The sequence below is a fragment of the Halomonas sp. DP4Y7-1 genome (assembly GCF_019800705.1).
GTDB classification, from domain to species: domain Bacteria; phylum Pseudomonadota; class Gammaproteobacteria; order Pseudomonadales; family Halomonadaceae; genus Halomonas; species Halomonas litopenaei_A.
The window spans coordinates 388294-404074 of the sequence record NZ_JAHVKS010000004.1 but is presented as its reverse complement, the minus strand read 5'-3'; the positions used below and the strand labels follow the sequence as shown (position 1 = coordinate 404074).

The window sequence follows — 15781 nt, the reverse complement described above, 5'->3', positions numbered from 1 at the left end:
CAGCCTTGGGACTCGAATGAAAGCAGCATCTGAGGCGCCCTTGCCTTCAGCTGCTCCACCTCAGATGTGCTAGCATTCGCGTCGACATCAGCACGCGAGACCCACCCGTTGCAGGAGCCAACCGTGAAATCACAGCGCATCGCCTTTGTCATTGAAGACCTTTATGGGGGCGGTGCCCAGAAGTCCCTGCTGTACACGGCGGACCAGCTGCGCCAGCGCGGCCACGCGGTCAAGGTTTTCACGCTACGCGACAAGGTGGAACATCGCCTGCCGCCGGGCCTCAATATCGACAACCTGGCAGTGGTCACGCGCTTTACCAAGGCGACCTCCACCACGCTGACCGAGAAATGGCAGGCCCGCAAGATAGCCAAGGCCCTGAACGCCTGGCAACCGGAAGTCGTGATTTCCTGCTCCTGCGACAAGATCACGCGACACCTGGACCGGGACAACCTGTACTTCTGGATCAAGTCCGACGTCAGCGCCAAGTTCAGCCAGCCGGAGGCACGGGAGAAGGCCTTCGACAAGGTGAGGCGCTTCTACGGTGGGCGCAAGGTCATCGCGGTGTCCCAGGGGGTCAAGGAAAACCTGGAGAACGTTGTCGGCCTCAAGGCCGAGACCATTATCCCCATCTACAACCCCTACGAGCGCAAGCCGTTTGTCGAGATGGCGGCGGAGACGCTGACCCTACCGGCAGGCATCCGCCAGGGGGAATACCTGCTGTCCGTAGCGGCCATTGAGCCCCGCAAACGCCAGGACAGACTGCTGCGGGCCTACCGCAAGGCACGTGATGAACACGGGCTCACCATGCCGTTGGTCCTGCTGGGCAAGGGCAAGCCGGAGAATGAGGCGACGGTGAAGGCACTGATTGACGAGCTATCCCTTGGTGAACACGTTCACCTACTCGGCTATACAGCAAACCCCTACCCCTTTATTCGCCACGCCCTGGCGATGGTGCTGACCTCTGACGCCGAGGGACTGCCACGGGTGTTGATTGAAGCGCTGTTGTTGCACACGCCGGTGATCAGCGTTGACTGCCCCAGCGGCCCAAAGGAGATCCTGACCCAGGAACTCAGCGACTTTCTGATCGACCGCGATGATGAAGATGGGCTAGCCAGCGCCATGGCCCGCATGGCCATGGCTCCCGTCACTATCGAGCCCCGTCATTACCAGCAGTTCCTGAAGGAGAACGTGCTGCCGAAGTTCGAATCCCTGCAAGTCATCAAGCAGGCGTAACCCCATGCAGCTGCTGGATATTCCCTTTAACGACCGGCGCCGCCGCTACCTGATGTTTCATACCCAGGGCCTGCCCGAGCGCCTGGCACTGTCTCAGACAACCACGACGGAAGCGTTCGAGGCAGTGGGCTCAAGTCGCTTCTTCGTCTCTGAGGACGGCAGGATTCTGGCCAAGGTGGTAGCGGACAAGTTCTCGAAGACGCTCGAGCCCTTCAAATGGTTGACGCGCGACTACCTCGAGAAACGCTGGCTGGCCCAGTCAGACGCGCGAAAGGAATACTTGAGCATGCGTATCCTGGAAAACGCCGGGCTGACCACACCCCGCTGCCATGGATGGGGCGTCAGCCTGAACCCCGGCAATCGCAACGCGTCGCTGCTATTGATGGAACGAGTGGAAGGAGCGGTATCTGGCGGCGATGCATTCGAGGCCTTTACACCGGGACAGCGAGCTGACTTTCTGGATCGGTTCAGCCGGGAGGTGGCTCAACTGGCAGAAGCCGGCTATGTGCACCGCGACCTGCACTTCAACAATCTGCTTATTGCCCCATCCGGAGCGCTGGTGTGGGTAGATGCCCATGTCCGCCGACTGCCACGACAAACACAGCGTAAATGGCGGGCCATCGCGTCGTCATTCACCGCGGGCAAGCTACGTGGGGAAGACAACCGAGCTGAAGTCAGCAGCCGTGTGGCGGATCACTTAAAGACCTTCGGGAGCGACCAAAGCCACGACAGCCCGTAGCATCTGCGGTATTACTTTTCGGTGGTTCCTCTCTTTTCTTGGTTCCTTTACTATTCCTTACTTTACTATGCCTGCCCTACCGTCAGCTCCTCTTTACGCTTACTCCTTCTCCCACCACTTCCGATGCAGCACCAGTGTCTCGCCAAACCTTCGCTGATTCACTGCCGCTCAGTTATCTATGAAGGCAGCTGCCACTCTCTCCGGCATAAAGTCCTGGAGCCAAGCGTCGCGGATGGCCGGCTTCGGGCTCGCCAATGCCTGGTTGATCCCCTCCGCCAGTGACGAAGCCTCTCGCTCTACCAGGCAGCTCTCTAGCTCACCCTTGAGAATCTGCCGCACACCGCCAGGGCAGTCCACTGACAGCACAGGCGTTCCACAGGCCAGTGCCTCAAAAAGCACAATGCCCATACCTTCAAAGCGAGAGCTCAATACGAAAAGTCTGGCCCGATGCATCCAAGGGTAGGGATTCTGCTGGTTACCGGCAAAGATGACTCGCTCAGCAATACCCAGTTCTTCCGCCAAGCGCTCCAGCGTTTCCCGCTCCTGCCCATCGCCCACCAGCACCAGCGGCATCTGGGTTTCTGATAAGGCATAAGCGCGCAGCAGCAAGTCATGGCCCTTAGCGGGTACCAGCCTGGCCACATTCAGCAGGTAGGGCTGCTCAGGTATCTGCGGATTGTGCTCGTGCATTGACCTGCGAATGGCACGAATGGGGCAAGGGTTCGGGATCACCGTCAAGGATCGAGGCCGAAACTTCCACAGTGCTTGCGCTTCACGCAGGCTATCGGCCACCCCTTCAGACACCGCGACGAGGTCACGGCGGTGATACAGACAGCGTGCAAACAGCATTCTGCGCCGGCTCGTCCCCTTCAGGTGAAAGATGTTCTCCAACACGTAGCGAGCCCGCTTGTCGCTGAAGCTCCACACCAGTTCGAAGGTTCCGATACCCCGAAACACGATGCGATCCACCTTGCCGTACTGTTTCTCGAAACGCTTCAGCCAGTGGCGAAACACGACACCACCCATGATCCCATTGCCCAGGAACAGCGCCCTTCCCAGCAACGGATTGAGAATCAAGCGAGCGATCACCTCAAGACCATAGCCAATCAGCGTCAGGCGGTTCCGCTGCTGCAGTGGCAGATGGTGCACCGTCACACCTTCGTGCTCCGGAGCCAGGGGGCGTTTCACCTTACGAAAACTGACCAGATGGCTTTCATGGCCAGCCTCATGGAAGGCGTCTGCCAGGTTGACGGCCACCCTCTCCATACCGCCCATCTTGAGCGATCTCACTACTACCAGCGTTCTCATGAAAGGCGCCTTGTCCACCTGCCAACGAAAAGAGGCTAATGAGAACACAGATCACTATGCGTGATCGAGCCTTCCTGCCGATCACTCACGGCACGCGGTAGTGTCAGCACCCGCTACACCGCCGCCTTCAACCAAACGCCGACTCGCTATATGTGAATTTGCTGAAACACGCGAAGGACTCATTCCACCGAGACGCGCCCCCCTGTGGGCTTGCTAGACTTTGCAGTAGGAACACTTTGTGGCGAGAACCAAACGAAACGTCTGGGCTGGGCCGCCGCATAGGTTCTGACACAAGGAAAGCCCTACCAGGCTAGGCGGTGAAAGATGGCAAATAAAAAGCGCGTTCTACTGGTGCTGCGACGCATGGGCATCGGCGGTATCGAACAGGCCACCAAGACCCTGGCGACCGCGCTGGAGAGCGCAGGACACGAGGCGCACCTGCTGGTGCTGAAAGGGGCCAGCGCCCTCCCCTCGGATGCCCCCTTCCAGACCCACCACCATGACGTGGATAGAGCCAGCCGCAAGGGGTTGGGTCGACTGTGTCACCTGGCCGACAAGCTGCTACTGACCCCACTTATCAAGCAGTCTGGCTTCATCTGGCGGGGCAAGCGCTGCTCTCAGGAATTCAAGCGCTACATCGGTGGCCTGGAGGACACCTACGGGCACTTTGACCTGATACTGATACGGGGTCAGGGCGCCTTCGAGAACCTGTGGGCCTTTGACGATGAGCGCACCTGGCGCGTGGTAGAAGCGGTCACCGGACGCTTCCCCGCCGATGTAAAGGGCCGCTGGCTGGCACGAGCGCTCTACCAGGATAAGAAGCTGCTGTTTGTCTCTCGCGGGGTCGAGAAGGAAGTAGGTCAATACCTGGAGCGCCAGGGCGTCACACCGCTGCGTGGCGAGATTCTTTACAACGCAGTCCCCATATCCACGATCAGGCGAATGGCTACCGCCGATAAGGATCTTCACCTACACAAACCCTATCTGCTGCACGTCGCACGTCTGGTGCCGGTGAAGAACCAACAGCGCCTGATTGCAGCCTACCATCAGGCCGTGAACCAGGGGCTTGAGCACGACCTCGTCATCATTGGCGATGGTTCCGAACGCCGACACCTGGAAGCCCAGGTGATGGCACTGGGGCTCGCCGCCAAGGTGCATTTCCTTGGCCAGAAGGACAACCCCTACCCGTGGATGAAGGATGCGACCGCCCTTGTGCTGAGTTCCAACTTTGAAGGCCTGGGCATTGTGCTGATAGAAGCCTTGGCGCTGGGCACCCAATGCGTTGCCTGCGATGTGCCAGGGGGTATTGGCGAGGTACTAACCGGACCTCAGGCACGTTTGCTTGCCGCGCCAACCGTCGAGGCGCTCGCCGATAAGATGCGCGAGGCAGTAACGGATCCGTTAACGATCGACGACTCGATGGTAAAAGCGTTTGAAGCCCCAAGGATCATCAGCGATCTTGTAGCATTGGCACCTGAGACAACGGACGTGCTCTATGCCCCATCAACGTGACCACCAGCTTCCCCTGAGACCTGACTGGGAATATACGGCCACAATCGATAGCGACGGGCACCTGACTGTAGACAGCACAGGACGACGGGCTCAACCGGGCTTACCGAGCATCAGCAGCACCACGTGGATGTTGGACGTCAGCTATCGCGCGAGTTCACGCTGGAAACTCCCCTCGGTAACAACCCACCAGGCCGGTGCCCCCCTGTTCACACAGTATCTGGAGTCGAACGAGGCAGGTAAGCGCCTTATCAACCTGACAGGCATAAACAGCCTGGAGGACATACGCCTTGACCTCTCCCAGATGCGTTTAGACACCCCTGCAAGGCTGCTAGGGTTCACGCAGCCTGATCTTGATAGTGGTCCGATCCTTATCATCGCGCCCCACCCCGATGATGCGGAGCTTGCCGCCTTCGGCCTCTACGCCCAGCACCCCGACAATACCTGGATTGTTACCCTTACCCCCGGTGAGAGGCTCAAGAAGCTCGACAAGCAGTACTGGCCCAACATGGATGAAAGCCTCGAGGAAGCATCACGACGCAAGGGCTTTATCCGAACCTGGAACAGCGCTACAACGCCTCTTTTGGCAGGCGTCCCTGCTCAGCAACTGGTGATGCTTGGCTACTTCAATGACACGTTGGCTGCACTTTATGCAGACCCCGACGTGCCGCAGCCTTCACACAGCGCGATAGATGTCACACCAGACACGTTTCGCCAATGGAATCACTTGGCACTACCAAGCGATGGCCACGCAACCAACGCAGGGCATTGCCTGCAGCAGGACCTAATTGCCCTGCTCAACCAAATAAAACCCACCACCGTTATCACACCGCACCCTGAGCTGGACCCTCACACGGATCACATAGCCGCCACCGAACACCTTCTTGCCGCTATGCAAGAAAGCGAGCACTCGCCAGAGACGATGTTGCTGTATGCCAACCACCTAAAGAGCACCCGAGGGTTCCCAAGAGGCCCGGCTCACGCCGCTGCCGGCGTATGGCCCACCCAGCTGGCAACATCCAGACTTGGCGAATGGCGGCTAATGAGCACACGGCTAGACCTGGAAACCCAGAAACAAAAAGCCCTGGCATTGCACTCCATGCATGATCTTGGAGGCAAGCCAGGGCTTGAAAGGCGCTGGAAACGACAGTTAATGCGATGGTTAAGCGGCGTCCCCATCCAACAGTGGAAAGAGTACGGCGGTCACGACTACTTTCAGACTCACGTGAAGGCTAATGAGGTGTTCTGTTCGATCCAACTGAAGTGATGACCGTCGCGGTATCCATACCAACTCACGCGACGGCTGGCTTAGGCTGAAACTAGCTTACGCGGCAGCTCGCTTACGTCCAAACGTAAAAACAGAGCTGCCGGTTTCAAGCTGCCAGCGCCAGATGAAGGTGACGACCACACCCATCACCACATTCTGAATGTACGAGCCTGTCCAGAAAAAACTATAGGACTCAAACAAACTCACAATAAAGTAGTAAACAAAAAACGCACAACCAAAGACGAACACTTCTGTTGGCATTACCCCAGCCTTCCAGGACTTGTAGCTTCCGAGGCCCGTCCACACCACGAGCACACTGATCACAGACAGGCCTAGCAAGCCATAGCTGACAAGAAAGTCCAGCATAGTATTATGCAGATGCCCATAATGCTGCTTAATAGCAGCGGGCAACCACTCAGTATGGTCTATAACAAGACCGCGCCCATCACCTCCCCATCCCAATATGGGTCGCTCCGAAAACCACTCCAACCCTGCCCGCCAAGTATGTAGACGTATTCCAATGCTGGTGTATGGCACCTCTTTCCAGTTACCTTGAATAGCATGAGCCATTACAGTATTTTCAGCAACGAGACGAGCTTTAAGTGTATCATTAAACGATATTCCCGCTATAACAGCCAAGGCCGCAACACTGACGATCGCAATAACAACCTGCCGTCGGGCGCTACGAGAAAACCTCCCTCTTAACGCTGCCACCACTAAAATAGAAAACGCCAAGCAAGCGACAACCACCATAGCTAGCCACACAGCGCGAGTTTGAGTAACCACGACACCAAGCAAGCATGTAGCAAAGGCAAAGACCCAAACCGTACCGGTTAACCAAGCTAAGCGTCCACCAGAAAAGCATCGTCTGACAAAAGAAAGCAATCCGATTAACGCCACACCAAAAAACATTGCTGTATGCTGGGCATTCCTAATATCAAGATCAATCCTTTGACCCTTTAACCCCCTCCCCCACTGCTCAAGCGAACCATCAAAGAAGAAACATGTCGCCAGGAAGCCTAACAAAGCAAGTGACAATGCAAGCTTAACGTTAAAATAACTGCCAGCAAGCCAAAACGCCACGCCAACAAACAAAAACCATTTTCCCAAACGATCAATTTCCGGATTGCTTGGCAGCCAATCAGGATGGTGATAGAAACCTGCTACCCAGCTTATCAACTGAGCAATTACAACTCCAAGCAGACACCAAAACACAGTGCTTGATCTAAGTTTACGTCCCCTCCAAAGAATGAAAACCAAAGCAGTCACTGCGATAATAGTGCCTGACTTCTGTCCGATATCTGGAATGTAAATCCGAAGAGCAGCATACGCAAAGGTTATAAATAGAAGTACCGCACCAAGCCAACGCGGAGAAAAACTGCTACCAAACGGAGTCGAAGAGTTTTCTTTATTATTCATTTCAACAGAAATGCTCACCTTGCCCCATTACCAGTGACAATAGTCTTTACTGTCTTAAACAGGACTAAAACATCTAGCCAAAGAGAGAAGTGCTTGATGTAGTAAAAATCGTACTGCAACTTTTCAATCATTCCCTCAACCTCAGCAGCATACCCCTGCTCGACCTGTGCCCATCCAGATATACCAGGCCTCACTACGTGACGGTAGCGAAAAAACGGCACATCTCTTTCATACCACTCTGAAAGCTCCATAGACTCCGGCCTAGGACCAATAAAACTCATTTCACCTTTAATTACATTAAATAACTGAGGAAGTTCGTCAACACGATATTTTCTAATGATGCGGCCCACCTTAGTAATTCGAGGATCATCTTCCCCAGCGGTAAACCCCTTCCCTTTTTTTCCAACATACATACTGCGAAATTTGTAGACCTTAAAAGATTTACCTCTATATCCCATACGTTCTTGTAGAAACAGTGCAGGCCCCTCGCTCTCGCGACGAATAAGAAATGCCGTTACTAGCATGATAGGAGTAACGATTGGAAGTAGCACAAATACGCCAAAAATATCTACGAGCCTTTTCACACTAGAGTAAAATGCCGAGGGCATAAGTGAGCCAAACTCATTTTCCGAGAGATGATCTATCCTAACTTTACCCGACATGGACTCTTGAATTTGGCGGACGTGGTACACAGGGATACGGCAGAGCGTGCATTCTGCCAAAAAGCGCTCCCATTCCGGCCCCAAACAATCACTACGAAGATCTGCAACAATTGCGTCATAACGAATTCCGTCAGGCTGGGGAGAGCTAAGCTTGCGAAGCTGAATTTTTGAATAGGATGTTAGGTTTAAAGCATTGCCTACCGGAACGACACCTATTTTCAAACGCCTGTATCTTCTTCCCAAAAAGTATCCTGAAAAAAACCATGCCAAACAAATGAGATATCCAGAAAATAGAACCTGTCGTGTGTATGCTTCTCTTGTAAAAAACAAAATAGCAACTACAACCAGAAAGGCAAGGCTAACCGTAGGCGCGACATACGAGGCAACGCGGGTTCCAGGAAAACGCGAAAAACGTCGCAGACAAAAAAGGATGACTGTAAATGCTAACGCCGTTGCCGCAACTGTATTTAGGCGGTTATCGGTTAAATGGTTCCAAAACCCCCATCCCCAACGCTCTAGTGAGGGTAGGAATATTACTAAGGGCAACCCAATTATAAACTGGAAAGGCAGTCCTAGTAAAAATCTTTCATACCACCGAGAATGGCGACGCTCATAGCTATAATTCACAAGCTGGTCCTGTATTATATAAGAAATATTTCAGACTTCTTGAGATAGAAGAAAGTCACAAGTTAAGCTCAAGAGCATAATATTTAAATGCTCGGCAACTATACTGTCACAATAAAGTCAGCTCTTAGCTCCAAATTCTGACCACAACACTGGACCAACCGGTAAGGTGTTGTGTCTATGGGCTACTCCAACCCTGCATGAAGGAGCGCACCACGATCCAGATTAGCCTTCGACAAGGCTTGAGCATCCGGAACATGGCGACTCTGCTTCAGCGATGTCCTTCAACAACTAGTCGAGAATCCGCCGAAACGGATCGACCGATGGCCGCTGCCGTGCATGCTATACGCAACGGCATCGCCCTGATCTGTGGGCCGCTTGTAGGCCACGGTGAAAGCTACATTCTAAAAGTGATTGCTTTGCTCTAGCAACTGTTGCGTCGACGCTTGCCTCTCAGCAGATCTACGGCTAAAGCATATAACTAACCCACAACTGCTAGATGCATAAGTCTGAAGCGAAACGATCTACGACGTCATCTACGTACTCCCCGATGGCAAGCTAGGAAAAGAGCTGATCCACAACTTGCAACAAGGAAAGTCCATCCAACCCCCGCGGCGTAGGCGAGTCACCACCCGTCAACAAATTCCTGACATGGTCAGCATTTTTCTTTGTGCTCCCCAGATGATAAACGCGAATTTCCTTGGCACTAGAAATGAGATTTTATCAAAGTTGAGGACAACGTATTCGCTGTTGTTACACGTATCGAAATTAAAACCGGCTTGCTGATCCTGACCAAAGTGAACAATGCGACCACCACCTCCAGCGTCGAAAGCTTTAGCGCAACACTAAATGCATGCCACTGGCAGCAAGGAAAAACGCGACGTATAAGTAAGGACTCGAGATGCCAATACATGCCCAGATCACCCATCACACCGGCATTGTCATCTATTTCTGTACCCATAAGTCAGTGCAGAGAGGTGCCAACGACAACACCTATGGGCACATACTGCAGTACTTACCTAAGGTATGGTCTTAACGATCTTAAGTCTATTAGACCATGAATAGTATCGCGCTGGAGATAAACATGCACTACGGGAACTTATTGACTTACAGTTCCAGATGAAATGGCTAGTGATCTAATAACAAAGTGCCATGAGCTCCCTACATCAACCCATAGATAGCGCTGCACTTATCTACTACTTTTTCTCAGAATTATTTAGTATTTCAACTGCTGACTAGACCATCGAATGATCTTTCCGTCTGCTTAGATTTTAATAAATTGGCTAAGAATAACGATCACCAGCATGCGATAGACACTATAAGCAACACAATAACTTAAATTAAGCACTACATTTTACAAGATCGTCAGACTTATGTGGAAAACTTGCTAGCATAACGAAGTTAAATTTAATAAAATCAAGAAACATACAGCACTGCAACAAAGAACCAAGAACCAAGAACCAAGAACCATTAGTACTATAAACGTATCAAAAAATTATAAGAGCAAGTATTTTGCAGCACAGATACTACTAAATATTTATTTTACACTTGCGCCGTTACTCTCGCGGCAATACGTAAATACTTATTTATTATTATAGTCTCGTCATATTTTTCTTCTGCCATCAATCTCGACATTTTCTTCATTTCAACCAAACTAGCATCGCTCAAAGAGATAACCCTACCGATCGCATCAACGATGCTAGACGTTGATTTCGTTTCAACTAAAAACCCGTTCAGGCCAATTCGGACTAAGTCACGACAACCAGGCATATCAGTTGTTATAATTATCTTTCCTGCAGCAGCAGCCTCAATAAGAGACCTAGGAGTTCCCTCAGGATAATACGAGGGCAATACAATGCAATCAACCTGATTCAGCAAACTAGCCATGTCCTCAACATGGCCCAAAAATTGAATACAACCATCTCGTACCGCCAAATCAATTGTATTTCTATCAACTGCCCTATTGCTATCATCAAACATCCCTGCTAGGTAAAACTCACATTCTGGAATTGAGCGAAAATGCCTAGCAGCTGAGATATATTCTTCCACACCCTTCGCCTTTATAAGGCGGGCAGCCATAAGAAAACGTAGGCCGTCATGCTTTTCACTAGATGGTGCAAAAAGGTTTAAATCTACGCCAGATCCAGGAAGGACGTCATATGAGTCATTTTTTAGCCAACAACTATCTTTAAATTCCCTCATATTATCACTATTTTGAAAAAAAACAAATTCAGCTCTTCTATATAATATCTTTGCCAAAAACCTATAAATTCTTCCGGATATTCCATCAAGTTGTGAGGCTGCGCCAACTCCAGACACGTTGACAACACAGGGTATTCGTAATACAGAGCAACAAAGGAGACTATATAGATTTGTCTTTGGGTTGAATGAAAAAACCAAACTTGGTTTCATTTTCAAGAAATTTAAAAACATCGAAAAAATAGTAAAGGCCTCTTTGAAGGGATTTTTACTTTCTGGTCTCATGTAGAATTTGCTAATTTTCACGTTGAGGTCATTTAATGCCTCTCCAGTATCTACATTAGGGAAGGAACAAATAACTCTATATTTCTTACCAAAGCTCAAAAGGGTACTCTTACGAAAATTTTTTAAATACCATTCACTATTTGCAACAAACATGACTTTTTTCATTGAGAGCTCTAGCTTACTTTTTAATAAAGATGGAACATTGACATACGGAAAAAAGTTCTAGTAACAAGTACCGGCCTAAGCCAGACACTAAATGTGCAGCAACCGGCACTGCTAAGCGTTAGCACGACCCGATTGTATCCAGTAGTAGACACCGATCTAAGCGTTCACTCGGGCCTCTAAAACTCTGGGCTGATCATCCCAAGCGCACTGTGCCGGCGCTGCCAACTGTAGCCTAGTTCAACGTGTTCGAACACCAGTCGTTGCATGGCCTCCCACGCTTCGAATCGCTCACAATGGATGGCCTCGACCTTAAGCCTGTGGAAGAAGCCCTTGGGGCAGGAGTTGTCGTAGCAGTTATACCCTTAGCACTCATGCTGCATTGGAGCTCGTGGCGGGTCAGCAGCGACCTGTGCCGCTTCGAACAATAGTGGCTACCATGGCCGCTATGTTCGATGACTCATTTGGGCATCTTGCGGCTCCACAGTGCTAGCTCGAGGGCGTCGACGGCCAGATCAGCCGTCATGCCCTCGCTCATCGCTTAGCTGATCACCTTGGATAAATATAGGTAATCACCACCTCTCGGTTGAGCCAGCCTTCACCTGTAGCCAAGTACGTGATGTCGCTCGGTTCAGTGTCTAAGCGCTAAGTCCTGCTCCAGTAGAGTCGGTCCGATGGTAAGGCCATGCCGTGAGTTCGTCGTGGCCTTGAGCTTGAGAGCGGCTTTGGCCCGCAGGTTTTGCCGACGGTGCACGGGATAGAGGCATATGACAAAGCCGCTATCGTTCAAATCATAGCTCAGCATGGGAACACATTAGCTCCTCTTACCCTACTCAGAGACTTGAGCCACGCGCTGATCGATGACCGCTTGTCGGCAGCGGTGAGAAGGCGGTTCACCTCCGCGAAGTCGCCAGGCGTAATAACCGCTGCGGGCGACACTGAGAAGCGCACACATCTGTTGAATGCTGGAGGCCTGACGATGCTGCTCGCTGAACGCGTACTCCACTTCAGACTTTTCGCGAAGTGCACCACGGCTGTTTTACGATTTCGAAATCTTCTGACTTTTCAACTAATTTACGCTTGAGCTTGGCGTTCTCTTACGCGAAGGCTTGTTCGCGAGCAGAGGCAGTCTGCTGTAGCTGAGTATTGGCCCGACTTTGTTAGAGTTGAATGGCTTTAAGACGCAGCTCTAGAGCAGCGGCACTGACCCTAACACGCTATGCGAGTATCAGGGCCTCGTTCCTATAGACCTAAGAGTAACGGGTACGCGTCTTCTGCATCGAAGCTGCTTGCTTTGCCATGGGCTCACCTCAGCCGAGGTCTCTGACGGTTATACAATATCCGCCGGGGAGCCTCAGCCATAGTTTTACGAACGGCACCATGTGGATCTGCCGAGCCATTTCCGCCTGCAGCGACCTTACGACTTCTCGTCTTACTCGAGCAAGCGACGAAATTCTTTAGCACATGAAACTGCAGGGGGCCTCGCCTAGCGCCTCTTTGGTCTCCCGCAGTTCAGATTCGTACTGCACACGGACGTTCTCCGGGCGAGACCAAAACCCGGCTCATACTGCACTGGGCCTCGTCCCTGCAATTTTACGGTGAGATCGTGCTAGCGAGCCACTTAAGCGACGGTGGCCTTACCCTTGGAGATATTCATGACAACAGCGACTTTGCGCTTAGACACCAACCGTTTGACGATAGGTTAACTAATCAATTCATCCTCTTGGGGGCTTTACTATAGACTGTACAGATCGAGAAGATTAAGGACACATCAAATAATTAGTAGCGTTCATCGGATGTCGAGATATTTAAGTCGAAGTCAAGTAGACCGTCCAGCTGCTACGACGTGCTCAAACGGATTGACAAAAATCCTGCCAAAAAGCCAGCCTTTTAATTTCCAGCTTTTCTGAAGAAAAATCTTTTGCTCGCTCGAAGTTATTGATAGCCTCAACTTTCATCTTCTTTTTATTGCGCGCAAGGTCTATCATTTTTTTAGCCAATGTTTGTGCGTCTCCGGGCCGAACCAACATATCACTAGGGACTAACTCTGGTATACCTGCTACTCTTGACCCAAGCACCGGCAGACCACGACTCATAGCTTCAATCACCGCTCTCGGCAACCCCTCTTTCAAACTGGGATGCACGTAAATATCACTTTGGTCGAGCCACTTATATACTTGTTCGCCGCTCGGTAAAGTACCATCAAAAAAGCAAAGATTATCGACACCATGTTTCCGCGCTTCCATCCGCCATACAGATGCATCACCACCGCCTAGCACGCGATACTGAATGTTTGGTAAAATATTCTTGACAATTACTAATGCTTGAATTACAACTTGAATTCCCTTAAAACGCCCGCTCAAACTTCCTATTTGGGAGAAAACTATCTTATCATCACACTTGAATTCTTCTATTTTGCTGACCCTCGACAACAAAATATCGTGACTTACTTTCTTAACATCCACATTAGAACAGCTTGCTGTATTGTCAGCCCTGGTGGGGTACCGTTTTTGCAAGAATTTTTCTGTAACATATAGCACATGATTGCATTGTTGGACAGCATGTCTCACACGCGTGTACATTACTGGTGCATACAGTTTAGGTACCAGTCCTCCATAGTTCCAATAAGAGTCCCAGGGACACTCTACTAGCTCTATAGCATAAGGCTTGTCTTGCTTTTTCGCTTCACGGACTGCGAGAAGTCCAAATTCACTGCCCAATCTAGCTATCACAGCATCATGTGAAGATACTAGTTGTGCAACTCTTACAGAAGCTTCCCCCCCCCCCCGAACAAAAGCTTTTAAATTAGCCACACTTTCCGCGAACTCAAACCGGACACTTTCACAAGAAGAAACAACTAGCGCCTCTTTTTCTTCGGCGCTAATATAATCTCCTGAGCATCTAGCAAAGACAGTAACTTGATCAAAGTGTTTTAAATACCTATTCCAAGAAACCGATGGAAGCCCACCAGTAGAATAAATTCGTCCATCGGCATCGCGGCGAAACACATGGTCGTGCGCGAACAAAACTCTAGTGCCATCCTTCTTAATCACGTCAAATATCCTTAATATTTCTTGCTGGAACTCCTGCAACTATACAATGCCCAAGCGTACCTTTGGTAACTACCGAGCCAGCAGCTACAATAGTTCTTTTTTTTATGGTAACACCAGCGAGAATACGGCTGCCACATCCAATCCAAACATCGTCTTCCACTACCACCCCTTTATACAATATTTTATTATACTTAATAGGTAAAGATCGATCTTCCCAGTCATGTTCAAACGTTAATATAGAACATGAATGTGCGATCGAAACATCATTTCCAATTTCCAGTCCGCCCTTAGCATCAATATAACAATTCCTGTGCATACTTACATTATCGCCTATACACAAGTCTTTCCATCCTGCTATTTTCACATACTTACCGATATAAACGTTTCTACCCACACGTTGAGCGAGTCTCAACAATAAAGAATACCGCAGCGCAACACCAATTTTTCCTGGAAGAAACTCAATGGCACTCCAGAGCCATGCCAAGGCACTTTCAGGCAGTAGCTTTAGCATAAGTGCTAGGAAGCGCAGCGGCAATTCAGCCACCCTAAACAGTCGTCTTCCTGTCATTAAATAGCTCCCATGTCTAATAAAAAAGAAGATTTATTAACGTCAGCACTTAAAATTTAAGACGGATCAGCAGCGAAGCTTTTTAAAAAGTTCCGTTATTTTTTTCACGCAAGACAATAGGTGTAAATTTTAGTTTATCTAAAAAACCATCCAGAAATTATCACTATATTTATATTGGGTGCTGCCTCCCGAACTTTAAGTCTATAATGTAGGATTCCATACAAGGGCATGAGTAGTTAACCTAAAGTCAAAGGCTGGACAAATGACCTTCCTCAGCATTAGTGGATATCGGTGTAAGCGATAATTCGGGCATCAAAAAATCTCTGGCCTGATTATCCCAATCGCATTGTGGTGGGTAATACACCTCTAGTTTTCACTCACCTTACTAGGCTAATAACCCGTTTACTCAGGGGACAAAGCCTAGAGTCTACGGTGGCCGCTCTTTGTCGTAGTACCAAAACGCTCGGCGGATCACCGCTCGGGCCTTACCTAGCGCCTCTTTAGTCTCCCGCAGTTCAGATTCGTACTGCTCGCGAACGTCCTTCCGGAGAGCCGCTGAACCCGTTTTCCACGCTGCGCTGGGCCTGGTCTATCTAACCCTAGATCTGGGAGACGGCGAGATCGTTCTGGTGAGCTACTTCAGCGACGGTGGCCTTACCCTTGAAGATATCCATAACAGCGGCTTTGCGCTTCGCTGTCCAACGTTTGACGGTAGATTTGTTGCCCATTTCATCCTCCTAATAGCAGCACTAT

General features: G+C 50.5%; 11 protein-coding genes and 1 pseudogene. 5 read left to right on the top strand and 7 right to left on the bottom strand.

The genetic code is table 11. From position 1 onward, the window contains the following. Positions 1–123 precede the first annotated feature (123 nt). Both KUV72_RS20000 and KUV72_RS10680 read left to right on the top strand, forming a co-directional pair. Positions 124–1233 carry a glycosyltransferase gene (locus tag KUV72_RS20000; RefSeq protein ID WP_222238305.1) on the top strand — a complete coding sequence of 370 codons (1110 nt, stop codon included), beginning with the start codon at positions 124–126 and terminating at the stop codon, positions 1231–1233. 4 nt (positions 1234–1237) lie between these two features. Continuing rightward, entirely contained in the window at positions 1238–1972 is a 735-nt protein-coding gene (locus tag KUV72_RS10680; RefSeq protein ID WP_222238304.1) for a lipopolysaccharide kinase InaA family protein, read from the top strand. A 168-nt stretch (positions 1973–2140) separates the two neighbouring features. On the opposite strand, the gene KUV72_RS10675 is transcribed toward KUV72_RS10680, so the two are convergent. Continuing rightward, complete coding sequence (locus tag KUV72_RS10675; RefSeq protein WP_222238302.1) at positions 2141–3280, bottom strand: glycosyltransferase; 1140 nt, start codon at positions 3278–3280, stop codon at positions 2141–2143. Positions 3281–3604: 324 nt separating this feature from the next. On the opposite strand from KUV72_RS10675, the gene KUV72_RS10670 reads away from it, so the two are divergent. Continuing rightward, a complete protein-coding gene (locus KUV72_RS10670; protein WP_222238301.1) occupies positions 3605–4792 on the top strand; it encodes a glycosyltransferase in 1188 nt (395 codons plus the stop codon). Positions 4793–4919: 127 nt separating this feature from the next. Continuing rightward, the gene (locus tag KUV72_RS10665) at positions 4920–6056 is read left to right on the top strand and encodes a PIG-L deacetylase family protein (protein ID WP_222238299.1); all 1137 of its coding nucleotides are present in this window, start codon (positions 4920–4922) and stop codon (positions 6054–6056) included. Positions 6057–6113: 57 nt separating this feature from the next. On the opposite strand, the gene KUV72_RS19995 is transcribed toward KUV72_RS10665, so the two are convergent. Together KUV72_RS19995 and KUV72_RS19990 are read right to left on the bottom strand one after the other, a co-directional pair. Continuing rightward, positions 6114–7493, bottom strand: coding sequence for an O-antigen ligase family protein (locus KUV72_RS19995; RefSeq protein WP_222238297.1), 1380 nt, complete (start codon positions 7491–7493; stop codon positions 6114–6116). Beyond that, positions 7490–8764 carry a sugar transferase gene (locus KUV72_RS19990; RefSeq protein WP_315857880.1) on the bottom strand — a complete coding sequence of 425 codons (1275 nt, stop codon included), beginning with the start codon at positions 8762–8764 and terminating at the stop codon, positions 7490–7492. The genes KUV72_RS19995 and KUV72_RS19990 overlap by 4 nt, the downstream gene beginning before the upstream one ends. Before the next feature lie 197 nt (positions 8765–8961). On the opposite strand from KUV72_RS19990, the gene KUV72_RS20055 reads away from it, so the two are divergent. Next, positions 8962–9189, top strand: coding sequence for a helix-turn-helix domain-containing protein (locus KUV72_RS20055; protein WP_222238295.1), 228 nt, complete (start codon positions 8962–8964; stop codon positions 9187–9189). 1114 nt (positions 9190–10303) lie between these two features. Here KUV72_RS20055 and KUV72_RS10645 read toward each other — a convergent pair. From KUV72_RS10645 to KUV72_RS10630, 4 genes and pseudogenes are all read right to left on the bottom strand, one after another. Then, positions 10304–11410, bottom strand: coding sequence for a glycosyltransferase family 4 protein (locus tag KUV72_RS10645; RefSeq protein WP_222238293.1), 1107 nt, complete (start codon positions 11408–11410; stop codon positions 10304–10306). A 176-nt stretch (positions 11411–11586) separates the two neighbouring features. After that, positions 11587–12708: pseudogene (locus tag KUV72_RS10640) on the bottom strand (IS3 family transposase). Between the two features lie 549 nt (positions 12709–13257). Then, entirely contained in the window at positions 13258–14460 is a 1203-nt protein-coding gene (locus tag KUV72_RS19985) for a glycosyltransferase (protein WP_222238292.1), read from the bottom strand. 1 nt (position 14461) lies between these two features. After that, positions 14462–15004, bottom strand: coding sequence for an acyltransferase (locus tag KUV72_RS10630; protein WP_222238291.1), 543 nt, complete (start codon positions 15002–15004; stop codon positions 14462–14464). Between the last annotated feature and the right edge of the window lie 777 nt (positions 15005–15781).